This is a genomic window from Paenibacillus sp. sgz302191, assembly GCF_057749925.1.
Map to the genome: position 1 here is coordinate 41,992 of NZ_JBYLHY010000033.1, position 24,153 is coordinate 66,144.

A 24,153-nucleotide genomic window follows, 5' to 3' on the forward strand; every position below is an offset into this window, starting at 1 on the left:
ATCCTGGCCGGAGAATCGGCGGGCTTTTCGGCGGCGTCGAACCCGCTAATTCGCTACGGTTTGGGGGGCTTCAGCACGACTCTGCCTTCCTCCAGCGTAACCTCGACTTTATTCGTCCGCTTCGCTCCGATCGCCTCCAAATAGCTTGCCGGGATTTGCAGCCTGCCGGCCTGGTCCAGCACCGCGTACTCGACCTGAGCCTCCTCCTCCCGCTCCCCGGATTGCTGCTCCGCGTCCGGCGCTCCCGGCTCATGCGGCTTGCGCCGCAAAATTTCCGAAGACGTCCGGCCGTCTCGGATGGCGACTACCCGGTCTACCTTTTTGGCCAGCATCGGGTCGTGCGTGACGATAACGACCGTAATCCCCAAGGTGCCGGACAACTGGCGGAACAAGCCGAGTATTTGATTCGCCATGTGCGTGTCGACCGAACCGGTCGGCTCGTCGGCAAGCAGCAGCTTCGGGTGATTCGCCAGCGCGATCGCGATCGCTACGCGCTGCTGCTCGCCGCCCGAAAGCTGGTTCAATTTGTTGTTTCGGCGGTGTCCGAGACCGACGGCTTCCAGCAGTTCGAGCGCCCTTTCCCGTTTGCGGCTGCCCCGCAGCAGGATCGGCAGCTCGACATTTTCGAGCGCGGTCAAATACGGAATCAAATTGCGCGCGTTGTTTTGCCATACAAAACCGACCGATTCCCGCTTGTATTTGACGAGATCTTTTTCGGCCATATGGAGCAAATCTTTGCCGTCCACGATCAGACGGCCGGCCGAAGGGCGGTCCAGCCCGCCCAGCATGTTAAGCAGCGTCGACTTGCCGCTGCCGCTGTTGCCGATAATCGCCATCAGCTCGCCCGCTTCGACGTGCAAATCAAGCCCTTGCAAGGCGACGACTTCCAAATCGGCGATTTTATAAATTTTGACCAAGTTTTCGCAATGGATCATGTTAATCCTCCCCGAGCTTGACTGCCTGATGAATCCGGATCCGCGAAACGATACGCCCCAGCACGGCAAGCCCGATCGCGATCATGACGGCAACGATCGCATACAGCCGCTCGCGGTCGCGCGGATCGAACGTCACCTGAAACGGCGGCACCTGCGTGCCCGGATCGAATGACAAGCCGAATAGCGGCACGAACAAATAACTGGCAAGATTGCCGGTCAACATCCCGATCGCAATGGCCGCACCGGAAATCATCGCCTGCTCGCCGGCAAGCATCATGATCAACTGCGGGACGGAGACGCCCATCGCGCGAAAAATGCCGTACTGCAGCGTCCTGGCGGACAGCGACAGCACCCAGTACAACAAAAACCCGAAGAAGCAGACAAGAATCGAGATCAAAAATCCAAGCGTCATGACTCCGTTAATCGCCAGCTGAAAAGGGTCCTTGATCGCTTTAATCTGTTCTTGCTTCGCGTCGGTCAACGCTTCGATTTCGTAACCGTGGCCGGCGACCGCCTGATACACGGCCGTGCTGCTCGCCTGCGGCTTCAGCTTCAGCCATACCTCGTACGGTTCCAGCGCGATGTTGTTCTGGATGTAGCTCAAATGGCCGACGACAAGCATCGGCTTCTTCACTTTCGTCACAGTCCCCTGCTTGGTCGTGACCGACTCCGTATCGTTCGCCCCGGGATTCGGATTCCAGGACGGCCAATAGTCGACGATCCCGAATACGGTGAACGAGGCCGGCTCGACGTTCGGCCAGCCTACGGCAATCGTATCGCCAGGTTTCACGCCGTACGTTTCGGCAACCGATCTGGAGATCAGGACAGCGGACGGATTGCGGGCGATCAGGTTCAAATAGCTGTTGATATGGTAGTTCAGCAAACGATCGCGCATCCAGGCGGTTTCCCCGAAATCTTTCGTATCGATGCCCATCAGCTCGACGGAAGTGCTCGTCTTGCCTTTGGCGAGCAGTGCATTTTTTTTGACGAACACTTTGGCGGCATGCTCCACGCCCGGAAACTGCGTGAACGGCAAAAAGGACGGCTCGCTGTACTGCACCCTCTTGGGCCGGTCGGAGGAGGCATCGCCGGAAGAATCGCCGGCGGAATCGGCCGCACCGCCGTCGCCGTCAAGACCGAACAAGATGGCCGGCGGCGCATCGTTCTCCCAATGGATTTGCATCGTGATATCGGCGCCGGCGGCGTAACGGATTTTATCGGCCGTATTCTGATTGATCGTCCGTGTAGCGCTGGCGCTGAACAGCCCTGTGGCGATCGTAATCACGAGGAACACCATAATAAACTGGTATTGGATAATCGAACGGCTCACATGGATCAACGTCGCATATATGGCAGGGGGCCACCAACGCCGGCCCGCTCCGTACAATAACCGCACGCACCACGGATACAACCGCAGCACCAGCAAGCCGAGCCCCAAAATAAACAAGGCCGGAATGAGAAACAAAAGCGGATCAACGCGCAAATCCGCGGACTTCAGGCCGAGCGTCAGCATGTCCTTGACGCGGGCTTTATAGTTATACAGCCCATACAGGGAGATTCCGAGCAGCATGATATCGATAAAAAATTTATGCCAAAAAGAGCTTTTCTGAAACCGCGCCGACTGCTGCTTGTGTCCGACAATCGTAACCCTCGTCGCGAGGATTACGGGAATCAGCGTCATGACGAGCGAGGCGCCGATCGCGATCAAAGCGTACAGATACGCATCCCGGTTCAGACCGGCTTCAAGCCGGGCGCGCTGCACGAACTCAAGAAATCCGCTGGAAGCCCCGAGCAGCTTCGTAAGCAGAAGGCCTACGTAAGGGCCGGCGGCAAAAGCGATCGCGCCGAGCACCAGGCCTTCGGCGACATAGCTGAGAATAATTTGCCGGCGGCTCGCTCCCCGGCTGCGCAGCACGGCGATTTCGGTTTTTTGGCGTTCCGCAATCAGGTTGGCGACCATGTACAAGTAAAAGGCCAGCATCAGCATTACCGGAACGTTGAGCGACCATAGCATGAGCCGCAGCCGACTCTCTTTCACGTAGTAATTTTCCAAAGTTTGCAGCGCCGGAACGTTTTTGTTGTGCGAATCGTAATGCGCGTCCATATACGTGTCGATCGCATAGTCGTTATTCAGGAAGACATCGGCGGAAGCGAGCGTCAGCTTCGTATAATCGAGCGCGAAATACCAATAACCGGACTGGAGATGCAGACTGCCGGCTTCCGTAATCTCTTTTTCGAACAAATTGAAATCGATCAAAAAGCTGTTTTTGTAGCTGCTCGTATGATTGTACCAATAGATGTCCGTAAAATCTTTGCGTTCGAACACGCCGACGGCTTTGATCCGCACCGGCTGCTTCAAGCTCGCATCGTCGATGACAAACTCGGTGCCGAGCACCATGTCCAGCTCCGTCAGCGCTTCCGGCGGGACAAGAGCTTCGTACACGCCGTTCATCGGCTCTTTCGCCGGAAGGCGGCCGTCCACGAGCCGAATATGGTCCTCCATGCCGTCAATGGCGGAAATATCCGCCGACCGCTGGACGTACATATCGACTTTATCGGGCTCGGCCGGGGTTAAACCGTAGCGCTGCGTAGCCCTTTCGCGAACGAAATGCTGCACGGGCACGCCAAATCGACCGGCGGATTTTTGCAAAAAACGGTCCGTTTCCGCTATTTGATCCCGCTTCTGCTGTTCTTGCTCGGACAGTGCGGCCGACAGCCAATAGATGCCGGGGTATTGATTGCTGCCGAGCTGCAGCTGCTGCATCTCCTGAATCAACAGCCGCTGCAAGATGGCATTCGTATAAATGGGCATGCTGCTCGTCAGGGCGACGGACAATACCAGACCGAACAGCAGGCTGAGCTCGAGCCATTTATTGTTGATCATTTTGCGCAAGATCATGATAAATAACGCCAATCTCTTAGCCCCCTAGTTATTCAAAATAACCTGCTGCCCTTCGCTGATCCCTTTCCGGACTTCCACTTCCGTTGCCGCCACAATGCCTTTCTCGATATCGACCTCTTTGCGGCTTTCGCCATCGAGAATTTGCACGTAATCGCGACCCATGTAGCTGCGCAGCCCGGCTCTTGGAATGACCAGCACCTGATCCCTCGCCTGGGTCACGATCGTAATATCGGCCTGGCTTCCGATCGCAATATCAGGCGGCAGTCCCTGCACCTTGATATAAATGGCTTTGGCGTTTTTATCCTGAACCGTTTTGTTGCTGTTAGGCGGAGCGGTGAGCGGCGTCTGGACGACTTTCCCGGCAAAAATTTTGTCTTTGATTTTTACTTTGACATCCATGTTCACTTCGACGCCCGCCAAATCGTTCTGGCCCGCAGCGGTATAAATCAACTGCAGCGCCGCCGGGTCGGAAAGCGTTATCAATTGCTTGTAGGCGGTCACTTGATCGCCGGGCTGAATCGTGTCGATAAACGTGACGACCCCGTCGATCGTGGCCGCAAGCCTCGTGTTCCGCAGCTGATCCTGCAGCGATTTGAGCTGCAATTGGGCGCTTTCCATATCCAGCAGTTTCAGACGGACGTCGGGATCGTCGGCGCCCTTCTCCATCGTAGCTTGCTGCAGCGATATTTTGAGCTTTTCCATGGAAATTTGCTGCAGCTTGATTTTCGTATCAAGATCGGACGTTTCCGTTGTGGCGACAACATCCCCGGCCTTGACGGCGTCGCCCAGCTTCACATTCAGCTTGGTCAACCGGCCTCCGGATTCCGAATAATACAAATAATCCGTTTTGTCCGAGGCGAACGTCGCGACGCCCGTAATTTGCTGGCTAATATTCGCACGCTTCACGGTATAGAGGCTTAAAGTTTCCTTGGTCGGTTCGATCAGCGGAGGCTTCATCTCCGCCTCTTCGACGGGAAGCAGGGAGCATCCCGACAGCAGCGCCGCCATACAGCAAATTCCGAGCGCAGGCAGCCATATTTTGTTAAGTCGCTTCGGCAATTTGGCCATCCTCCAGTGCATAAACAAGATCGGCAACGCCCATAATCGCCGGATCATGCGTAGTTAGAATAATGGTCATTCCTTCGCTTTGCACCAAATTTTTAAAAACATGCATCACTTGCATCCCCATCTTGCTGTCGAGCTCTGCGGTCGGCTCATCGGCCAAAATCAAAGTCGGCCTGTGCGCGATAGCTCTGGCGATCGCCACCCGCTGCTGCTCGCCGCCGGACATTTCGAAAGGCCTGTGCTTCATTCTCGCCTGCAGCCCGACGTATTCGAGCGCGCTTTCCGCGTAGGACTTGAACAGCGACGATTTCACGCCGGCGACCCGCAAGCCGAATTCCACATTTTCGTAAGCCGTCATCAGCGGAACAAGTCCGAACGATTGGAAAATGAGCCCCATTCGGGCGCGCCGCAACTGATTGCGCTTGTTCTCGGGCCATCGGCCGATTTCGTCCCCGTCAAAATAAACCCGGCCCTCCGTCGGTCTGTCCAGCGCGCCCAATATGTTAATGAGCGTCGTTTTGCCGGAGCCCGACCGCCCTCTCAGGGCGACAAGCTTTTGGGCCGGTATCGACAGGCTCGCTCCCCGCAAAGCGTGAACCGCGCCGGAGCCGCGTCCGAACACCCTCGTGACGCTCTCCGCCCTGACAAGATGCCCGGAGCCCGGCAAGCTCTGCTGCGAAATCATATGCATCCACGCTCCTTCCGGTTCAATTTCGGCGATCCGCTTGTTTCAACAAAAGAAAGGGCTGGCCCTTCAGCAGCTCATGCTACTTGTGGGACAGCCCCGCCGGCCGGATTCGGAAACATTAACCGTTTTGCAGCGTCCAAAGAACGATCGCGTCGAAAAGTTTCCATGCATTTTCAGTCGCAGTCGTTACGCCCGAACCTGTACTATCGTAACTCACGGTAGTTCTGTCGTAGAAGAAGAACGAGATGCGCGCTTTCACTTCATACCCGCTGTCCGAATGCGAGCCTTTATTGTAATAATAAATGGCCGCTTCATCGCTTTTGCCGGGAACCGTAGCCACTTTCACCGCTTCTTTGCCGGGCTTGCCGTATTGAATCCAGGCTGTCGATTTGGCATCGGCCAAAATTTGCACATCGCCCGAGAATCCGGCTGCTGCCTTTTCTTTAGGGTCCGCGATGGTAAGCGATTTGATGTTGTATTCCCTGTAGGACTCGTTGGAAGCAAGGCTAAGGCCCGTCATGCCCTGATGCTTCAAATATACGGTCGGAATGGCGACTTCTTTCAAAAGACCGCTTTTCAAATATTTTTCGTTGACGGCGCTGCTGACGATGATCAGATCGTAACCGTCCGCTTTTTCCGTTTTGAACTTGTCGCAGGCAATATTAGTAACCCGGAAGCCCAAATCCTTCAACCGGTTGACGATCGAATTATCGGCGGGCACTTCTTTAGCCAGGTCTTTCAGCGACTGCACGGTGATGAAAAGCAGCTTTTTCCCCTGCGGAGAGATGTCTCCGCTTTTCGGCGGCTGTGTCGGCTCCGGCTTCGTCGTCGGCGTTGCGGATGTGCCGCCGCCAGATGTGCCCGGCTCCGACCCGCCGTCATCGTTGCCGTCAAAAATTTGCTTGGCTGCATAAGCGGCCAGAGCCAGCATTTTCCGCGTTGCGGACGACTTGCCTCCGAACGTGCTGCCCGTTTGGTTCGTCAGCAGCTTCTTCTCGAGCGCAAGCGCGACATAGCCTTTGGCCCAATCGTCCACGGTTTTGTCGCCCGTCGGCTCCGCCTGCTGCGCGTCTTCATCGAGACCGAGTCCGCGGATGAGGAACGCCGCAAGCTCCTGGCGCGACACCGGGCCTGACGGATTGTACATTTTGCCGCTGGAATCGGAGCCGTTCGTAAGCCCCGCTTTTTTCAGCGCCTCAATATAGGGCAGCGCATAAGAGTTGGCCGGGTCGTCGGCGCTGACGTCCGAGAACGAAGAGGTTGTGAGCGAATTGTCGACATCCAGCTGAAAAATGATGGCGGCGACTTTGGCGAACTGGGCGCGGTTCATTTTGGCGTCGAGACCGAACGTATCGTCCGTCAGTCCGCTAAATACGCCGGCCTTGATCAGCGCATCGAATTTGTCCTTGACCTCTTGCGAAAGATCTTTCAAATCCTCAAAATTGTCTACGGATTTGACTGCCGCTTTTGTGTCCGAACCGCTTTCCGCCGCAAATGTGAGCGGTATCAAAGATAAGAATAAGAGCATTATCGCCAAAAGCGAGGAAACATATCTCTTCATTCCAGGCACCTTCCTTTATGAATTTGTAAAATGATTGCGCTATCCTTACTGTAATACGAATTTGCCGGCCGATTATAGGCGCTTTATCTCACGTTTATAGGTTAATTGCTCCAAATACGGGACAGCCTTTTCGCGAACGAACGGGTACGGGTATGTGCGGCTATTTGCCGCCCGCAGCCTGTTCCACTTCCTTCTTGCCCGCTTTTATCGTCTCGATCGCTTTGGTCGTCTGCTCTTCGACCATGCGCAGCGCCGTCACGGAATCTTTGGACTCGCTGAAAATGAGCGGCTGGAACACGCCTTGCACGACCGCATCGTACCAGACCAGACCTGCGGCACGCGCCGCCGGGGGATTCGCGTTTTTGCCGTAAAAAATCGATTGCACGCGCTTGCCCTTCATTTGCGGCAAATTTTGCCCGAATGCGGCTTTGACCGCCTCGCTTTCCAATGGTCCGATCACGCCTTCTTTCGCCATCTCGATCTGATGCTCTTCGGAAAGCAGCGCAGCCATCACCTGAAAGGCAAGCTCTTTTTTCGTCGACTGCTTCGTTATGTACATCGAATACACATTCGGCTGATACTTCGTATTCGGCGCGTCGCTGAAGGAAGGAACGGAGGCGATATCGAAGTTCAAGCTCTTGTTCTGATCGTTAAATTTGACCAGATGATCGCTCACCGTGGCGACGGCCATCGCAATATTCGGTTTTGACGCAAACGTCTCGACGGTGTCGAATTGATTGGCGGGAATTTCGTAGAACCTTCTCAGGTTGTCTACGAGCTTTTTCCATCCGGGCGCGCTCATGTCGCCCTTATCCGCCGTCCGGCTCAAAGGCGAGAGCGAATACTGGTTATAGTTCATATACTGGCCGGGATTTTGCGAAAAGCCTTTGTAGGTCGTTTCGCCGTCCACCCTCGTCAGCTTTTTGGCCAACTCGTAAATCTCGTCATAAGTCATGCCGTCTTTCGGATAGTCGACGCCGAATTTATCGAAAATGTCTTTGTTGTAAAACAAAGCATAATCGTTATTGTAAAACGGCAGGCCGTATATGTTGCCGTCCGGCGTCAAATTGCTCATTTGCGCCATAAAGGCGGGATTCAATTTGCCCGTGTCAAAATTGTACTTTTTGATCAGACCGGAAATATCGTACTGAAGATCGTTGTCGATGATGTACCTGTGCACGTTCATTCGCGTGTCGTCCATGATGATGTCGGGGATCGTGCCGGCTGCGATCAAGTCCTTGTACTGTCGGCCGGGATTGTCCCATGCGACGTGTTTGACCGTAATATCGGGAAATTTCTTTTTGATAAAATCGCCGATCTGCTTTTGAAAAATGTCTTCTTTGGCATAGTAAGCCGGCCATACCGTATAAATAAACAGTTCGTTGTCCGGCGACTTGGCTGCGGGCGGATGCTGGCCGTCCGTCCCGCCGGGTTTGGCGTTCGGGACCGGTTCCGCCGTACAGCCGGCCAACAGCGCAAGCGATAAAGCCATTGCGGAAAATCGCTTCAGATTCCTCAGATGCCTGATCATCGATCAACATCCTTTCCTCGTACAAGGTTTCTTAACCGTTCTGCAGCGTCCACAAAACGATATTGTCCCAAAGCTTCCATCCGGCGTCCGTCGAATTATCCTGCATACCGTTGCTCCAATAGTAGAACGATATGCGCGCTTTCACCTCATAACCGTTATCGGCCTTCGAGCCCTTGTCGTAATAATAAAGAGCGGCCTTCTTGCTGTCCCCGGGAACGGTGGCGATCACCTTGGCTTCCTTGCCCGGCAGCCCGTAACCGATGCCGAACCTTTCGCCGGCTTCTTTAAACACATCGACGGTGCCCGATAAGCCGCCAGCAATCTTGTGCTTGCTGTCGACGATGTCGACCGCCTTCATATTTTTGACGACTGCGCCTTCCTCAAGGGACGTCAAGCCGAGGTAAAACATGCCGTGGCTTTTGACGTACAACGTCGGTATCGCCACATTTTTCATAACCCCGTCCTTCAAAAATTTCGAATTCGTCGTCTGGCTGAAATACAGGAAATCATACCCTTTGGTTTCATCGGCGGTGAAATCCCGGTCGCCGAGTCTCGTAACCTGGAAGCCCATACCTTTCAAACGGTTTTCAATGGCCACATCTTCTGCGGGCACAGGGTCTTGATCCCTGCCGACGAACAGCAGCTTTTTCCCTTTGGGCGAAATTTCGGGCTGCGGCGCTGCCGTCGGCGTATCGTCGGCGGGTTTAACCGTCGCTGCGGCCGAAGGCTTCGCCGAGTCCGCTGCAGGCGCAGGTGCTGCGGACGTCTTCGGCGCGTCCGACGGCGCCGACGAGGCGCTCGCCTGCGGCGTACCCGACGGCGCTGTCGAGGCGCTCGCTTGCGGCGTAGCCGACGACGCTGTCGAGGCGCTCGCCTGCGGCGTATTCGCCGGCGACGACGAGGTGCTTGCCTGCGGCGTATTCGCCGGCGGTGCGGCGGTCGACTCCGCGCCCGTATTGGCCCCGGAGCAGGCGGCGATGGCAAATGTCATCCATGCGATGACGAGTAACGTGAGCAAACGTTTCATGAAACTGACTCCTCCTGCCTACATGTTTACTGAGCGGCTTTTTCGGTTTGAATGCCTTTGGTCGTCTGCTCCTCGATCATCCGCAGCGCGGTCATGGAATCTTTCGATTCCCCGAAAATAAGCGGAGCGAACACGTTATGCAGCGGTGCGTCGATATAGGTTAAGCCTGCGGCGCGCGCTGCCGGCGGCATGGCGTTTTTGCCGTAGAAGATCGACTGGACGTGCTTGCCCTGCATTTGCGGCAAGTTTTTGCCGAACGCTTCCTGCACTTTTTGCGTTTGCAGCGGGCCGATAATCCCTTCCTTGGCGAAATTGATTTGCATTTCTTCGGAGAGCAGGTACTGGATCACCTGGAACGCCTGATCTTTTTTGGTCGATTGCTTGGTGATGTACGCCGCATACATGTTCGGCTGCGCCTTGACGCCCGGAGCGTCGGCAAACGAAGGCATGGCGGCGATATCGAAATTCAGGTTTTTGTTCTGTTCGTACCATTGGACGATTTTTTCCGACACGTGGACGGACATCGCAATTTTCCCTTTCGGGAAATCATCGACCGAAGTAAACTGATTCGCCGGAATTTCGTAGAAGCGCCGCAAATTGTCAACTTCCTTTTTCCAGCCCGGAGTCGTCAGCTCCGCCTTATCTTCCGTCAAACTGAGCGGAGACTGCGAAAGCTGGTTATAGGTCATGTACAGCCCCGGATGCTGCTGGTAGCCCTTGTACGTGTTTTCCCCGTCAACGCGCGTCAGCTTTTTGGCCAATTCGTAAATTTCGTCATAGGTCATGCCGTCCTTCGGATACTCGACCCCGAATTTATCGAAAATATCCTTGTTGTAAAACAGCACGAAATCGCTTAACTGGAACGGCAGGCCGTAAATTTTGCCCTCGGGAGTCACATTTTTCATTTGCGCCATCGAGGCGGGCTCCAGCTTGCTGGTGTCGAAATTGTACTTTTTGATCAGGTCGGTCATATCGTACTGGAGATCGTTTTTCAAAATATACCGCTGCAAATTCATGCGCGAATTATCGATAACAATGTCGGGGATCGTCCCGGCCGCGATCAGATCCTTATACTGCCTGCCCGGGTTATCCCACTGCACGTGCTTGAACGTAAGCTCGGGAAACTTTTTCTTCAAATATTGCCCGACCTGCTTTTCCCAAATGTCCTCTTTGGCGTAAAAAGACGGGTATACCGTATAGATGAATATTTCGTTATCCGGAGATTTCTTCGCGTCGGGTGTTGGCGCTGCGGTCGGCGACGTGCAGCCTGCCATAATCGCTGCCGCCGCAGCCAGCAGCAAAGATGCTTTCAAAAGCTTTTTCATGTTTCCTTACAACCTCCCTTTTGATTGGTCCAAGCAAAATATGGCCACAGCGATGTAAACGCTTATATTTTTGTACCCTTACTTTATTATGGATGGAAGACGTTTGCATTAGGTCGGTGCTTGCTTATTATAGGTTGTTTATCGCATCTTTCCCCGGGAGCCGGCCCGGATGCTACTTCTTCTCGGTCGCCCAGCGGACGGCGGCATCGAAGAGCTTCCACCCGTTGTCGGTCTGATTGATTTCTTCGCCTTCCATTAAGTAGAAGAACACTTCCCGCGCCGTCACCGGCTCGCCTTTGACGTTCGTCGCGCCTTTGTCGTAAGCGAAAATCGTCGCTTTCTGAGCGTCGTTCGGCACGGTTGCCACGACAATCGCCTCTTTGCCGGGAGTCGCGTAGCTCATTTTGCCGTTCTCCTTGTAAACGTCCACTTGGCTGTCCAGTCCCGCTGCCAGCGGATGCTTGGCGTTCACGATCTGAATCGTCTTGGCCGCTTCCGGCCCCTGCAGCTTGCCGTTCGCGTCCACATCCGTCATCCCCGTATCGCCGGACACCTGCGGCTCGTCATAGATGACCGGCACCGCCGTTTTCACGAACATATCCTTGATTTTCCCGGAGTTGACGGATTCGCTGACAAAGATAAGCGTGCAGCCCTTCGCCTGCTCCGCCTTCACTTCCTTATCGGATACGATCGTGACGTCCATGCCGTGCGTCTGTCGCAGACGTTTGGCCACAATGGCGTCCCCGCCGCTTTCTCTTCCAATAAAAAGCACTTTTTTTCCGCTGCTCTGCGATTTGCCGGCGCTCGTCGACGAAGGCTCGTTAGACACGGAAACCGGGCGGCTGGGCGCTGCGCTGCAAGCTGCGAGCGCAAACGCCATGACGGCGATTACAGCCGTACCGAATAAACTTTTCATGAATCGGATTCCTCCCCGCATGATAATGGAATAGGTTACTTTTTGCCGTTTTGTGCAGTCCACTGAACAGCCGCATCCAACAGTTTCAAGCCGTCATCGGTCTGATTCATTTCCTCGCCTGCCGTCAAGTAGAAAAATACTTGCCGGGCAGCCACTTTCTCGCCCTTGATGTTGGCGGCGCCCTTCTCGTACGCGAAAACAACCGCCTTTTTGTCGTCGTCCGGGGCTGTCGCGATCGTCACGGCCTCTTTTCCCGGAATCGCGTAGCTGAGCTTCCCGTCATTTTTGTAGACCGTGATCCGGTCCTTCAATCCGGCGGCCAGCGGATGCTTGCTGCCGGCGATCTGCACGGTTTTCCCCGCGTCCACCTGCCCGTAGTCGAGCATTCCCGTCAAGCCGGCGATGCTGGCCGCCTGCGGCTTGGCGTAGACGACGGGCACTGCGGAGCGCCCAAGCTCGGCGTCGATTCTGGCGGAATTGACCGTCGGGCTAATAAACACGACGCCGAAGCCGTCCGCCTGATTCGCCTTAAACATGTTGTCGGACATATCGATGACCACATAGCCGAGCTTTTCAAAATGTTTCATGATGACCGGATCGTTCGTTCCTTCTCCTCTTTTGACATAGAGCATTTTTTTGGCGTTCGCTGCTGCGCCCGGAGAGCTCTGCGCCGACTGGGAACACGCCGCCGTGACGGAAACGATCCAGACGGCGGCGAAGCATACAGCCAGCAGCCTTTTCATCCGCGTTTGTTTCATGCCCGAATGCCTCCTTCCACATTTGTTTTGCGTCTATTCGACCAGGCCGGTTCTTTCCACGCCTTCCACGAACCATCGCTGCGTGAACGTATACAGCAGCAGCGGAGGGACGATCATCAGGAACGTCGTCGACATGCGGATCGCTTCGTCCGTCACCGACGGCCCGTACGCCTCCGCCTGCTGGCGCAAAGCCGAGGCTATTTTTTCTATGCCCAGCGACAACGGCGCAGTTTCAATGTCGGGAAAATACATGCTCGGCAAATAAAAGTCGTTCCAGGTCCAGATGAAGGAAAATAAAAAGACGACGAGAACGGCCGGCTTGGCCAGCGGCATCATGACTCTATAAAAAATTTTGATCACGCCGGCCCCGTCAATCCGCGCCGCTTCCTCCAGCTCTTTCGGCTGCGTGGAGAAAAACTGCCGGTAAATGATGACGAACAGCGCCCCCTTCAGCCCCAGGCCGAAAAATGCCGGCACAATGATCGGATAAATCGTATTTAACAGGCCAAGCTGTCTGGCGTAAATGATGTTGGGCAAAATTGTCACCTGCATCGGCACGATAAACGTCAGCAGCAGGAAAAAAAACAGCAGCCTTTTAAAAGGGATTTTCAGGCGGGCGAACGCATAGCCGGTCACCGCGCACGAGAACGTCTGCAGGACGGATACCGATAGAGACAGTCCGAGGCTGATAGCCAGCGCTTTCGGATATTTCATCCATTCCCACGCTTCCTGAAGGTTGCCCAGATAGATAACTCGAGGGAACCAATTGACGGCCGGATCCAGCAAGTCGTCGGCATTTTTCACCATCGTCGTCGCCATGTGCAAAATCGGTTTCAAGCAAATGTAAGCCGTATCCAGCAAAATCAGGTAAATAAACAATTTGAACAGCAGTCCTTTGTCCGCTTCCCTGCCGATAACCGCATACCGGACTCGATTCAGCAGCTCCGGCAGCGAGGAAGACGGGACGTTTTTCAATTTCAGGCGACTCATGGCCTCACCCCAGCAATCGTAGGATTGTTACGCTCTTTGCGTTTTGGTAACCCGGTTAAAGATCAGAAAAATAATGACCAGAAAGAAGCTGATGATCAGGAAGTAAATCCAGATCAATGCGCTGTACTGCCCGTATTCGCTTTCCCGCACCTTCGACAAAATCGGATTGGTCGGGAACGTGAACAGGTCGACGACAGTGTAGATCAAGTTGAGGAAAATGAACGGCGTCATGGCCGGCAGCGTAATTTTCCAAAACATTTCCCACGGGCCTGCGCCGTCGATGCGCGCCGCTTCGTAGGCCGAATTCGAGATCGTCTGCCGGCCGCCCAGGAAGATCAAAATTTGCACGCCGGAATACCACAAAATGAGCACGAACGAATCGAGAATCGAAATGAGCGGAGCGGACCAGGTCGCAGACAAGTTGGCCTGAATCATTCCGGCGACGTTGTATTTGGACATAAAGCCGAGATCGCCTTCGCCCTGCGTCAAAAACTCCTTGACGACCTCGCCGGTGGACAAAATGACGGGCAGGAAAAAAATCGCCCGGAAAAAGGTGCGGCCGGCAAATTTCTGGTTCAAAATAATCGCGATCAGCAGCGCGAAAATGACGATAATCGGGATCATAAACAGCGCTTGCCGCAGAAACGGCAGCAGTTGGTTGTAGAGCAGGCTCCCGTTTTCGAACAAAATGTACCGGTAATGCGTCCAGCCGATAAATCGGGTCGTCGTGCGGGTCGCCGTTATCGTCACATCCTGAAAACTCATAAACAAAGAGTAGCCGATCGGGAACGCCATAAAGAGGACAAATCCGACGAACCAAGGGGCGATGAACAGCGATCCTTCCAAATATTCCATCAGCGACGACTTTAATTTCGCTTTGCGGTTCATTTGCCGGCCCCCCCTTGAACGACGGTAAAGTTTTGCCCGGGAACGGACAGATCCCCGCTGCGGTACGGCGTCAATTTGTAGTTGACGATAATTGTTTTCCCGCCGGCGTACGTCGTTTCCTTAACCCCCGGCTCAAGCGTCCGGTGATTGACGATGAACCGGTCCTGAACGTCGCCAAGCGCCTCGTTGTACCGCTTATACTGCTCTGCGGCAAACGTTTCCCAATCCGGGTAGTAGGTGTTGTAGTAGCGCAGGCCGTATGAATTTACGTATGTTTTCGTCTCGGCTTTGGTGAAAATGAAAGCGGGCGCCGCGCCGTATTCGATGTCCCGCAAAAAGTCGTGGACATCCTCCTGGCGGTTGTTCACATATTCCGACGAATACGAAATGAGGCCGTGCGAGGCGATTTGGGCAAACGGAACGGCTTCGTCCGAAAACAAATCGTACGAATCGTCGTAAACCATCGTTTTCATAAAATTGGCGTGCGGCAGCACGTACATATTGGCCTTCTCGGTTTGCACGCCGCCCAGCGCCTCCTTGATGCCGCTCAGTATTCGTTCTTGAACGGTGCGGGCTTCGTCCCTCGGCGAACCGTACGCCGTGTTGTAATCGCTGAGCAGCCGCTGTCCGAGCATGCCGACGGCAAGACCGTCAACACCCAGCGCCTTAAATTGAGGCAAGTCGCGCGCAACCGCTTGTTCGATGAATTTGTAGCTGACCACAGGCGTCCGTTCCCTGTTCAGCAGCGGACTCATCGTCAGATTGCGGCCGGCCAGATTGACCATCGCGTCGAACTTCGGATCGAAGCCGCCGCCCCCCGTATTGTTCAGCGCGTACTGCGCTTCCAAATAGACCGGATAGCCGAGGCTGTGGGCTTTGTCGACGAACGCCTTCATGCCTTTGTCGCCGCCGATCCGGGCATCGGCCGGGAACGTGCTGCCGAAGGAGCTGTAGCCGCCCTTCTGCCATCCCTTGAACGTCAGCGACATGTTGGGAATGCCTTTGTCGTGCAGGGAGCTTACGATTTGCGCAGCTTCATCGGCCGTAGTCAATTGGAGATAGCGGTCGGTCACGACACCTTTTTCCGAATCGGCGCCGATGAAATCCGCGTACAGCGGAATGTTCGGATTTTTAACGGCGGCTGGCTTGACCCCTTTTTCCTTCATCAAATACCCGCGGTACGTTTGGGCCATGCCGACGTAATCCGTTTGCCCGCTGTCCAGCATGTAGTAGCGGACAACACGGTCGCTGCCGAATTCCCGGTCCCGGTTGTAGTCCACGTACCCCCACGAATCAGGCACGTTCGTATTCCGCGTCGTAAACTGCAGGAAGCTCGCCCGGTAATTCATCTGCGCCCCGACCCAGTTGTAGTTGCTCAGCACCCCTGCGGGCGCGGCCACGATGTTGGCGTACTCGTCGCCTTCGTGAACAACGGCCAAAAAGCCTTTGGAACCCGACTTCATGCCGAATACCGGCATCATGATTTTGTTCCGGTTGTTGTCGATCCCCGGGAATGCGGCGTCTTTGCCGTACACCGGCTCATCGTACATTTTGTTGACGTTGAGTTGGTTGCTTTTGAACCGCACCAGCGCCCCGGCACCGTCAGGTATGAACATATACCCGTCCTGATCGTCCGTATATTCGGCTCCGAAGAACGGGAACGGCCTGATCCAGACGAGGCCCATTTTCGATTCCTTAATGCCGTCACGGACAATTTTCGTCTCGACGTAGTCTTGATCGATTTTCACCTCAACCGGAATCGTGAAGCCTGTCGCCGGCAGCTCGTAAACGACGGAAAAGCCTCCGGGTATCGTCCGCACGTCTTTCACCCGCCCCCCTTCGGCGGCCAGGTTCGTCTCCTTTGCCTGCAGGACGTTTTTTGAGAAATCGACGTACTGCACCATAACGGGAGACGCCAGATGCTTTTTCCAGTTTTCGGATATTTTCTCCTGCGGCCAATATTTCGGGTCCGGATAAGAGCGGTACCTATTGCCGTTTCGTTTGTCCTCCACGATAAAATGGCCTGTCTGCGCGTCCATTTTCAGCCGCAGCGTGCCGGTTTCCGCAACGTTTTTAAAATCTTCGTCCGCCGGCAGCCGGGCGGGTGCGCCCTGCGATTCGGTCGAAGAGCTTTGCTGTGCCGCGAATGCGACGCGATTTTCCGGCGCTTTGAACTCGATTTTCGCCCGGGTCAAGAGCAGAACGATAGCGGCCGCGATCAGGACGGTGACGATGATGGCTGTTTGGTTCGGTTTGCCGATCCGGATCATCTCAACATCACCTCCTGATACATTTGAACTAGCAGTGAAACGAAATCGCTCGTCAGCCCAATCATGATGAAGATGAGCACACCGATAACCAGCATCGCGCACAGCGTAAGGACGATATTGACGACGGTCTCCCCGACGCTGTAATTGTGCACGTTCTGGATTTTCCAGAAGATCAGCAGAGCGATCCAGACGGTCATCGCGTTCGACGCAAAATGGAACATGGACGATTCCGACATCGTCAGAACGTTCGAGACGAAGGACAGCGGAATGCCGACGAAAATGTAAGGCACGAGCGCATAGGAGCTGCCGATGAAGATGTCCTTGAACCGGCCTTCCCCCCGGTAAATCGAGCTGACCAAATAGTTGGCGACGATCCAGGCCGTCCAGACGATGAAAAACTGCGTGAACGTTGAGTAAATATCGACGAAAGTTTTGGGATTGAACGTAAAACTCGTCACAAACCGGCTGATCAGGAGCGAGCCGTATACGCCAAGCAAAATGACGCCTGCGCTCAAGTAGCTCCCCCTATTCTCATAGTGAATGGCGGAAAACCCGTCAATCGGATGTTTCAGCACATACAGAGCCAGCTTCAAATGATTAAGAAAGCGGTTCTGCGTTCTTCGCCGGTTGCGCCACCTGGCGCGAAACTCGCTTTTTGCGGTGTACTTGTCGAGCAGGAAGTACGCAATTCCGCCGAACAGGAGAACGCTTGCGATCCAGGAAAAATTGCGCTGCAGCCACAGCATCCGGATTTGCCAAAAGGAATCGGAGTAGCCCTGCTGATCACCGGCTTCCTTGAACAATTGCTGAGCTTCGGCAAATTGCTCTTTTCTGAAGGCCGACTTGGCCAGCCCCAAATAGGCCGGCGCAAACTGGTCGTTCAGCCGCAGCACATCGCGCCACGGCTGTTCGCTGGCTTCGTAATTGCCCGCCAGCGTTTGCTGGTTCGCCTGGTCGACCTTTTGGCCGAACTCGGATAAGCGGAACACTTGCACGATGTTTTCCTGGTCGTCAAGGACGAACAGCTCGTTGCGGCTGTTCACGTCGAGCGCTGCCGGGCTTTTCAGCAGGCCGACCTGGGACGACCCGACAGCCGAGGCGCCGCCCCAAAAATACAGCAAGTTGCCCGATGCGTCATAATGGCTCATATATTTGTTTTGCTGGTCCACTACGATCATATTGCCGCTTTGGTCGACGGCCACGTCGATCAGTTGCGGCCCCGCTGCCGCCGGTACGGCCGGAACGTCCCACGGAGCCGTTTCCCCGAACGATTTGGACGAGCTGCGCAGCAAATTATCCCCTTTAATATTCAATTTTTTCAGTTGGTTCGATGCGGCGGTGCCGCCGGTGACCGTATAAATATAGCCGTTCTTGTCCGTAGCGACGCTGTTGATCGTCTCCGGCCTTTTGGCGATCTCGTTGGCATACATTTTTTTCGTATACAGCATGCGCTTTAAAGCGTCTAACGGGGACAGCGCCGTTCGGTTGGCGCCGAAGAAGCCTTGAAATTTGCCTTCCGGGTCGAGCATGACGAGCCCTTCGTAGCTGCCGTGCACGGCGATGTACAGAAAATCCCGCTCATCCACCATAACTTTGGCCGGTTCGAATACGTAAGTATCCGGAATATAACGGGATTCCGGCCGCTTGTATTCGTGCTGCAGCTTGCCGTTTTTGTCAAGCCTCAGCACTCTTTTGTTGCCCGTATCGGCGATGAAGATATCGCCTTCCTTCGTCACGAATACGCCCTCTGGCTTGCTCATCGGGCTGTCCGGCAAAGTAATGTAACGCACCAGCTGCCCCGTTTCGGTCATATGCACGATGCGGTTGTTGCCCGTGTCCGCGACGTACACTTCATTGTTCGCATCGATGAAAATATCTTTCGGATTCCGCATCGGCGAGCTGATTCGCCCTGCCTTGCCGCCGGGATCGGGCGCAGACAGATCCTCCCCGATCACGCCGAGCGGAAAGTAAGCCGGCTGAAGCCAGATCAGATTGCCCCGGCTGTCCTTCGTATACGTGGAGTATTTCACTGAGGCTTGCGCGGTCGCAGGCAGCAGTGCGGTACACAGGATCGTGAAGGAAAGGAATAGCCCCCACATCTTGTTTGTCATGCTAAAACCTCCGTTTCCGTCCCTATGTGTACAGTTTGACTTGCCCAAACAAGCCGTAAGGACGCAATTTATAAGCCGGCGTATGGTCGCTGCCTTCTTTGCGGAAAGACGCCCAATTGGTCGTTGCGGTGTCGCCGGCCGCCTGATGGAACGGGCCGAGCATATTGCGCGGACTGCCCATCACTTCGATCTCGAGCCGGTTCTCCCCCTGCCGGCGGCAGTGCTTCGTCAGGTCGAGGCGGTTGGCCGCCCGCCAGGGCACATGCCCCGCTGTTTCGCCGTTCACGCGCACTTCAACCGTGACCGCGGAGTAATCGCCCAGCTCCAGCTCGACCCGGCCCGCCGCTTCGCCCCCGGCATGGAAATCAAAATGATAAATCATACTGCCGCAGTAATGGGTGTATCCCTGCTCGCACCAGTCCCCGAATTGCAGCGTATCCGGTTCGGGTGAGATCGCCCTTGCGGCATCGACCGCGAAATCGCCGATCAGATAAATGTCCTCCACCTCCATCCGGTTGTCGTACCGGCAGGACAAAATCAGCTCATTCGCGCCTTCCTTCAGCCCGGCAAGCGGCACTTTGTCGAACGATCGGTCGAGAAACCAGCCCTCGGGCCGGTTCGGAAGCGGCGTACCGTTCAGCGTCAAATCGTAATGTTCGGCGGATTCCACGACCAGATAGACGGTTTCCGCCGGCAGCGCCGACACCTGAAACGAAAATTTAAACCGGGCCGGCGTGCCGTTCTCCGGGTGGGCGTCGTAAATCCATTTGTACCTTTGCTCCAGCCCGTTGGCGTAAACCTGCCTCATGCCCAAGCCTTCGCGGATCGCCCTTTGGGCTTGCCACACTTCCATTTCGTCCGACCACCCGCCGTTCGCTACGGCATAGGAGCAAGTGTCCAAGGTCAGCACGTTGGGCATCGAGCGCGTGAACCGGCAAACCGGCCCGAGCTCCGCCGCCGCTCTGGGGCCGGCTTCCGCCCTGCCGGAGTTCGCTTCCGCAGAGCTCGTCTGCGAAGGCTTGTTTGTGCGCCATATGTACAGCCTGGAATCCGCCGGACCGAACTCGGCGGCAAAATGGGCGTACCCGCCGCGCACGCTCGTTTCGACGGCGGCCGTTTCACCTGTCAGCGGCCGCCATTCTTCCATGCTTCCGACGCCGTCGACAGCCATCGCAATGTTGGCGCGGCGTTCGTTCCCGCGGTCGTTGTTCACGACAAACAGCGCGCGGCATTCGCCCATGTCCCTTAGCATGTACAGCAGATCGGGCGTTTCCTCCGACTGCGCGTTCGTCATGCTGACCCGGCGGGGCAGGATGCGCTCCAGAGCCGCCGCCGCTTCCCCGGTGTCCCCAACGGCGGTCATGTTCGGATGATCGTAGAGCGCGGACAGCCGGTCCGACGCTCTGCCTTCGATCATCGTCGGGCGCGGGCCGACCGCCACCGCTTTTCCGCCCGCTTCGAGAAAGGCGGACAACAGCCGGAACGTGCTGTCCAGCATCGTCCGGATCTCCGGGATAACGACGACGCGGTACTCCGCCATGTTCACGGACAATGCGCCGCCGCGAATTGCTCCCGTCTCGGCCATAATCGTCTCGTCGCCGAGATCGAAATCGTAATGCGCCCTGAGCAGCTTGCCGAGAAATGCGTTGAATTCATGGCCGAAATGATTCGTGGCCGAGACGTCCCGGTCCTTGCCGCGGGCGGGAAAGCCGTACGGCCCCGTACCGACCATGCACCAGGCGGTGGAAGCCGGATGCAGCACCAGCACGTCGCGGATCGGGCGGCCTTCCGTCAGCACCGCCGACAGCCTGGCGAAATAATCTTCCACGATGGAATTGTATTTCCACCAGCTCGTGTTGTAATTGAATACGGGAGGGTAATCCCGCTTCCTGCACCCTTTGATCGAATAGAGGGCCAGATGCTGGGACCGCAGGTTGACGCCCAGTACGAACTGAAAATCCCCGATCCATTTTTGCCCCTCGAATGTGAATCCCCAGCCCGTGCAGCCGTACGTTTCGGTGAGCACGAACTTTCTGCCGTACTGGTTCGCTACGCTGGTGCACTGCTTGACCGTGATGTATTCGTTCGTCTGTTCGTTCAGCATATCGATGCCGGGAACGTGCTGGAACCGGTAATTCGGCATGACGGCCCCGCACACCCGGGTCGCGGTGCCCATATTATTTTCCCACAGGTAATGTCCCGTAAAAGCAAGACCGTTGTTGCCGCACCACTCGCCAATTTGCCCGGAGAACGATTCGCTGAACCGCTCGGTAACCGTCCGCCAATAATCGTGGCGCGCCTCGGCGGAACGCTCTCCGTTGAAAAATATGTAAGGAACGATGTCCAGCAGATCGTAACCGCGCTTTTCCCGGAAAAATGCCGGAAACGACCAGCTCCAGGGAATCCAGCCGCGGCCCGCCGTGAATTTGCAGTGGCTGTCGTGCACGCTCGGCTCGTCGGTAAATACGCCGCGGACAGTTTTGCCGAAATGGTCTCCCACTTCGCGCTTGTAGGCTTCATAGGTGATGTCGATGAACGCCTGCACCGTATCCGGATTCAAATGGTCCGGCGGCGCCTCGTTGTTGAACCAGGCGCTCCGCTCGGAAATTTCCACGCGAAAGACGAGCAGCGCTTCTTCCTCCTCCCATACCCGGGCGTCATCGACGGACACCCTCTCGCAGCGGATCAAGTCCCTCTCGTCGACAACCGCTTTGAACAGGGCGACGACACGATCCGCATCGTCCAAAACGTACGGGCCGGACGGCCTCGCGACTTCCATCGTAAGACCTTTGGCGCGGAACGCGTCCCCGCCCCTCGCCTGCACAAGTCCCCCCGCAAAGCCGGACGGCCAGCGGTCCTCGTCGTACAGCCAGGCTTGCATGCCGAGCTCTCCGGCGGCTTCCACCGTGCTCCGAACGAGGTCCATCCACTCGCTGCCCATATATACCGTTTCCAAACCGTCCCTGGAATGAATGAAAAATCCGCCCATGCCCTGTTCCTTCATTTCCCTGATCTGGCGAATCAGCTCTTCCTTTTCCAGACAATCGTTCCAGGCCCAGAACGGAAGCGACCGGTATTCGGCCGGCGGGCGGCTGAACGTTCCACGCAATCGCTCAATGGCTTCCACTGGCATCCGCCTCCTTCGGCGCTTGGAAAATCATCACGCTTTTCGGGAGAAGCTCGATTTCGCCGCTCAGCACCAAGCCGCTCAGCAGCTCTTTCCGCCCGGCGTTTCCGGCATGGAACGTTTGCGCCTGTTCGCTGTGGTTCAGGACAAAAGTGAACTGCATCCCGTCTTTTTCGCGCTGCGTCACTTCCACGCCCGGCGGCGCCTCGCACAGCGGAGCAATTCCGAGGCTGTCGCACAAAGCTTTCATCCACCGCTGCAAAAATTCGCGGTCCGGGTCCGTGGCCGCATACCACGCTTCCCCTTGGCCGAAGCGGTTGCGCGTTAGCGCCGGAGCGCCCCGGTAATAATCGCCGCCGAACTCGGCGAACGGTTCCGCGCCCTCCGGATGAACGACTTCGCATATGCATCCGCATGCGAAGGTGCCTTGCAGCCGGCCAAGCTCCCGCTTCATGACCAGCGTGTTCGTCTGCTCCGGGAACAGCGCGTCGGCTTCCTCGACCCATATGCCCAACAGGCTGCGCAGCTCACCGGGATAACCTCCCGCAGTCACCAGATCGTTCACGTTGACGACTCCGCTGTAGAACGTAGTGACGAACGTTCCGCCGCTCCCGACATATTGCTCCAGCTTGCGGGCGAAGCCCGGTTTTACCATGTACAGCAGCGGCGCCGCCACCAGATCGTACTGCAGCAAATCCGTATCGGTATGGATCAAATCGACCTGCACCCGGTTGTCGTAAAACGCATCGTAATATTTTTGTATGTGCGCCACATATTTCAGATGCGCGGACGGCCCGCCGCCCAGTTCGACGGCCCACCAGTTGTCCCAGTCGAACAAAATGCCGACTCTGCTCTTCACGCGCGCATCGAGCAGCAGATTGCCCAGCCGCTGCAATTCCCCGCCGAGTCCGGTGCATTCCCTGAAGACGCGCGTATGCTCGTGGCCGGCGTGATCGATCACCGCCCCGTGAAATTTCTCGTAAGCGCCAAGCGAGCGGCGCAGTTGGAAAAACATCACGGATTCGGCCCCGCGCGCTATCGCCTGATAGCTTCGCAGCCGCATGACGCCGGGCCGCTTGCCCGGGTTGACCGTCTTCCAGTTGAGCACGCTCGGCGTCTGCTCCATCAGCATGAACGGGGCGCCGTCCTTCAAGCCGCGCATCAGATCGTAGCGGAGCGCCATATAGCTTGCAGGCGTATCGTTTTCGGGATATATATCAAGCGCGGCGATATCCAAATATTTGGCCCATTTGAAATAGTCGAGCGGCTTGTAAGTCCCGTTGCCTTGAAAATTGGTCGTGACGACCGCATCCGGCATCACCTCTTTGATCGCGTTGTATTCGATCAGATAGCAATCCAGCCAGCTGTCCGAGTTAAAGCGGTAATAATCGAGCGTTATGCCCTGAAACGCCGTTTGGTCGGAATTGCTTCCCGACAAGCCTTCACTTAATGCGCTGGGGAGGACAATATCTTCCCAATCGTAAAAAGTGTGCCCCCAAAATCGCGTATACCAGGCTTCGTTGAGCTGCTCCAGCGTCCCGTAACGCTCCTTCAGCCATACCCGAAACGCCTTCTCGCAATTGTCGCAATAGCAGCGGACGCCGATTTCGTTGTTCACATGCCATAGCAGCAGCGCCGGATGGTTCGCGTACCGCTGCGCCAGCTTGCCGGCCATCGCCCGTGCATAATGGCGGAAGGTCGGGCTGTGCGGGCAGGAGTTGTGCCTTCTGCCGAATTTTCGTTTTTTCCCGTCATAGGTTACGGTCAACAGATCCGGGTATTTGCGCGCCATCCAGGCCGGATGCGCCGCCGTTCCCGTGCCCATGCACGCATGGATGCCGCTCTCGTGCAGCTTGTTCATCACTTCGTCCAGCCAGTCGAAGCGGTACGTCTCCTCGTCCGGCTGGTTCCACGCCCACGAAAACACATTGACGGTCGCGATGTCGATGCCCGCCAGCCGAAACAGCCGCATGTCTTCGTCCCACACGTCCTTGGGAAACTGCTCGGGGTTGTAATCGCCGCCGAACAAAATTTTCGGAAACTTCCTGCCGATCATCGC

16 protein-coding genes are annotated in these 24,153 nt (G+C 55.9%); all 16 read right to left on the reverse strand.

Going from position 1 to position 24,153, the window contains the following annotated elements:
* Window positions 1–53: 53 nt before the first annotated feature.
* The gene (locus AC3G2T_RS32275) at window positions 54–935 is read right to left on the reverse strand and encodes an ATP-binding cassette domain-containing protein (RefSeq protein ID WP_488438067.1); all 882 of its coding nucleotides are present in this window, start codon (window positions 933–935) and stop codon (window positions 54–56) included.
* Between the two features lies 1 nt (window position 936).
* Window positions 937–3,849 (reverse strand): ABC transporter permease, encoded by a 2,913-nt coding sequence (locus AC3G2T_RS32280; RefSeq protein ID WP_474680212.1) that lies wholly within the window; start codon window positions 3,847–3,849, stop codon window positions 937–939.
* Between the two features lie 12 nt (window positions 3,850–3,861).
* Window positions 3,862–4,896 (reverse strand): efflux RND transporter periplasmic adaptor subunit, encoded by a 1,035-nt coding sequence (locus AC3G2T_RS32285; RefSeq protein WP_488438068.1) that lies wholly within the window; start codon window positions 4,894–4,896, stop codon window positions 3,862–3,864.
* Window positions 4,880–5,587, reverse strand: coding sequence for an ABC transporter ATP-binding protein (locus AC3G2T_RS32290; protein WP_474680210.1), 708 nt, complete (start codon window positions 5,585–5,587; stop codon window positions 4,880–4,882). Before AC3G2T_RS32290 ends, AC3G2T_RS32285 begins: the two co-directional genes overlap by 17 nt.
* A 121-nt stretch (window positions 5,588–5,708) precedes the next feature.
* Window positions 5,709–7,151, reverse strand: coding sequence for an S-layer homology domain-containing protein (locus tag AC3G2T_RS32295; RefSeq protein ID WP_474680209.1), 1,443 nt, complete (start codon window positions 7,149–7,151; stop codon window positions 5,709–5,711).
* A gap of 160 nt (window positions 7,152–7,311) precedes the next feature.
* Complete coding sequence (locus AC3G2T_RS32300; RefSeq protein ID WP_474680208.1) at window positions 7,312–8,682, reverse strand: ABC transporter substrate-binding protein; 1,371 nt, start codon at window positions 8,680–8,682, stop codon at window positions 7,312–7,314.
* A 31-nt stretch (window positions 8,683–8,713) separates the two neighbouring features.
* The gene (locus AC3G2T_RS32305) at window positions 8,714–9,709 is read right to left on the reverse strand and encodes a hypothetical protein (RefSeq protein ID WP_488438069.1); all 996 of its coding nucleotides are present in this window, start codon (window positions 9,707–9,709) and stop codon (window positions 8,714–8,716) included.
* A 26-nt stretch (window positions 9,710–9,735) separates the two neighbouring features.
* Entirely contained in the window at window positions 9,736–11,034 is a 1,299-nt protein-coding gene (locus tag AC3G2T_RS32310) for an ABC transporter substrate-binding protein (RefSeq protein ID WP_474680205.1), read from the reverse strand.
* Window positions 11,035–11,206: 172 nt separating this feature from the next.
* Window positions 11,207–11,950: a hypothetical protein gene (locus AC3G2T_RS32315; RefSeq protein ID WP_474680204.1), complete on the reverse strand. Its 744-nt coding sequence runs from the start codon at window positions 11,948–11,950 to the stop codon at window positions 11,207–11,209.
* 35 nt (window positions 11,951–11,985) lie between these two features.
* A complete protein-coding gene (locus tag AC3G2T_RS32320) occupies window positions 11,986–12,708 on the reverse strand; it encodes a hypothetical protein (protein WP_474680203.1) in 723 nt (240 codons plus the stop codon).
* 33 nt (window positions 12,709–12,741) lie between these two features.
* The gene (locus AC3G2T_RS32325) at window positions 12,742–13,698 is read right to left on the reverse strand and encodes a carbohydrate ABC transporter permease (protein ID WP_488438070.1); all 957 of its coding nucleotides are present in this window, start codon (window positions 13,696–13,698) and stop codon (window positions 12,742–12,744) included.
* 27 nt (window positions 13,699–13,725) lie between these two features.
* The gene (locus AC3G2T_RS32330) at window positions 13,726–14,586 is read right to left on the reverse strand and encodes a carbohydrate ABC transporter permease (RefSeq protein WP_474680201.1); all 861 of its coding nucleotides are present in this window, start codon (window positions 14,584–14,586) and stop codon (window positions 13,726–13,728) included.
* The gene (locus tag AC3G2T_RS32335) at window positions 14,583–16,856 is read right to left on the reverse strand and encodes a DUF5696 domain-containing protein (protein ID WP_488438071.1); all 2,274 of its coding nucleotides are present in this window, start codon (window positions 16,854–16,856) and stop codon (window positions 14,583–14,585) included. Before AC3G2T_RS32335 ends, AC3G2T_RS32330 begins: the two co-directional genes overlap by 4 nt.
* Window positions 16,853–18,967, reverse strand: coding sequence for a YIP1 family protein (locus AC3G2T_RS32340; RefSeq protein WP_488438072.1), 2,115 nt, complete (start codon window positions 18,965–18,967; stop codon window positions 16,853–16,855). The genes AC3G2T_RS32335 and AC3G2T_RS32340 overlap by 4 nt, the downstream gene beginning before the upstream one ends.
* Window positions 18,968–18,989: 22 nt before the next feature.
* Window positions 18,990–22,094 (reverse strand): glycosyl hydrolase, encoded by a 3,105-nt coding sequence (locus AC3G2T_RS32345; RefSeq protein WP_488438073.1) that lies wholly within the window; start codon window positions 22,092–22,094, stop codon window positions 18,990–18,992.
* Complete coding sequence (locus AC3G2T_RS32350; RefSeq protein WP_488438074.1) at window positions 22,081–24,150, reverse strand: beta-galactosidase; 2,070 nt, start codon at window positions 24,148–24,150, stop codon at window positions 22,081–22,083. The genes AC3G2T_RS32345 and AC3G2T_RS32350 overlap by 14 nt, the downstream gene beginning before the upstream one ends.
* Window positions 24,151–24,153 lie beyond the last annotated feature (3 nt).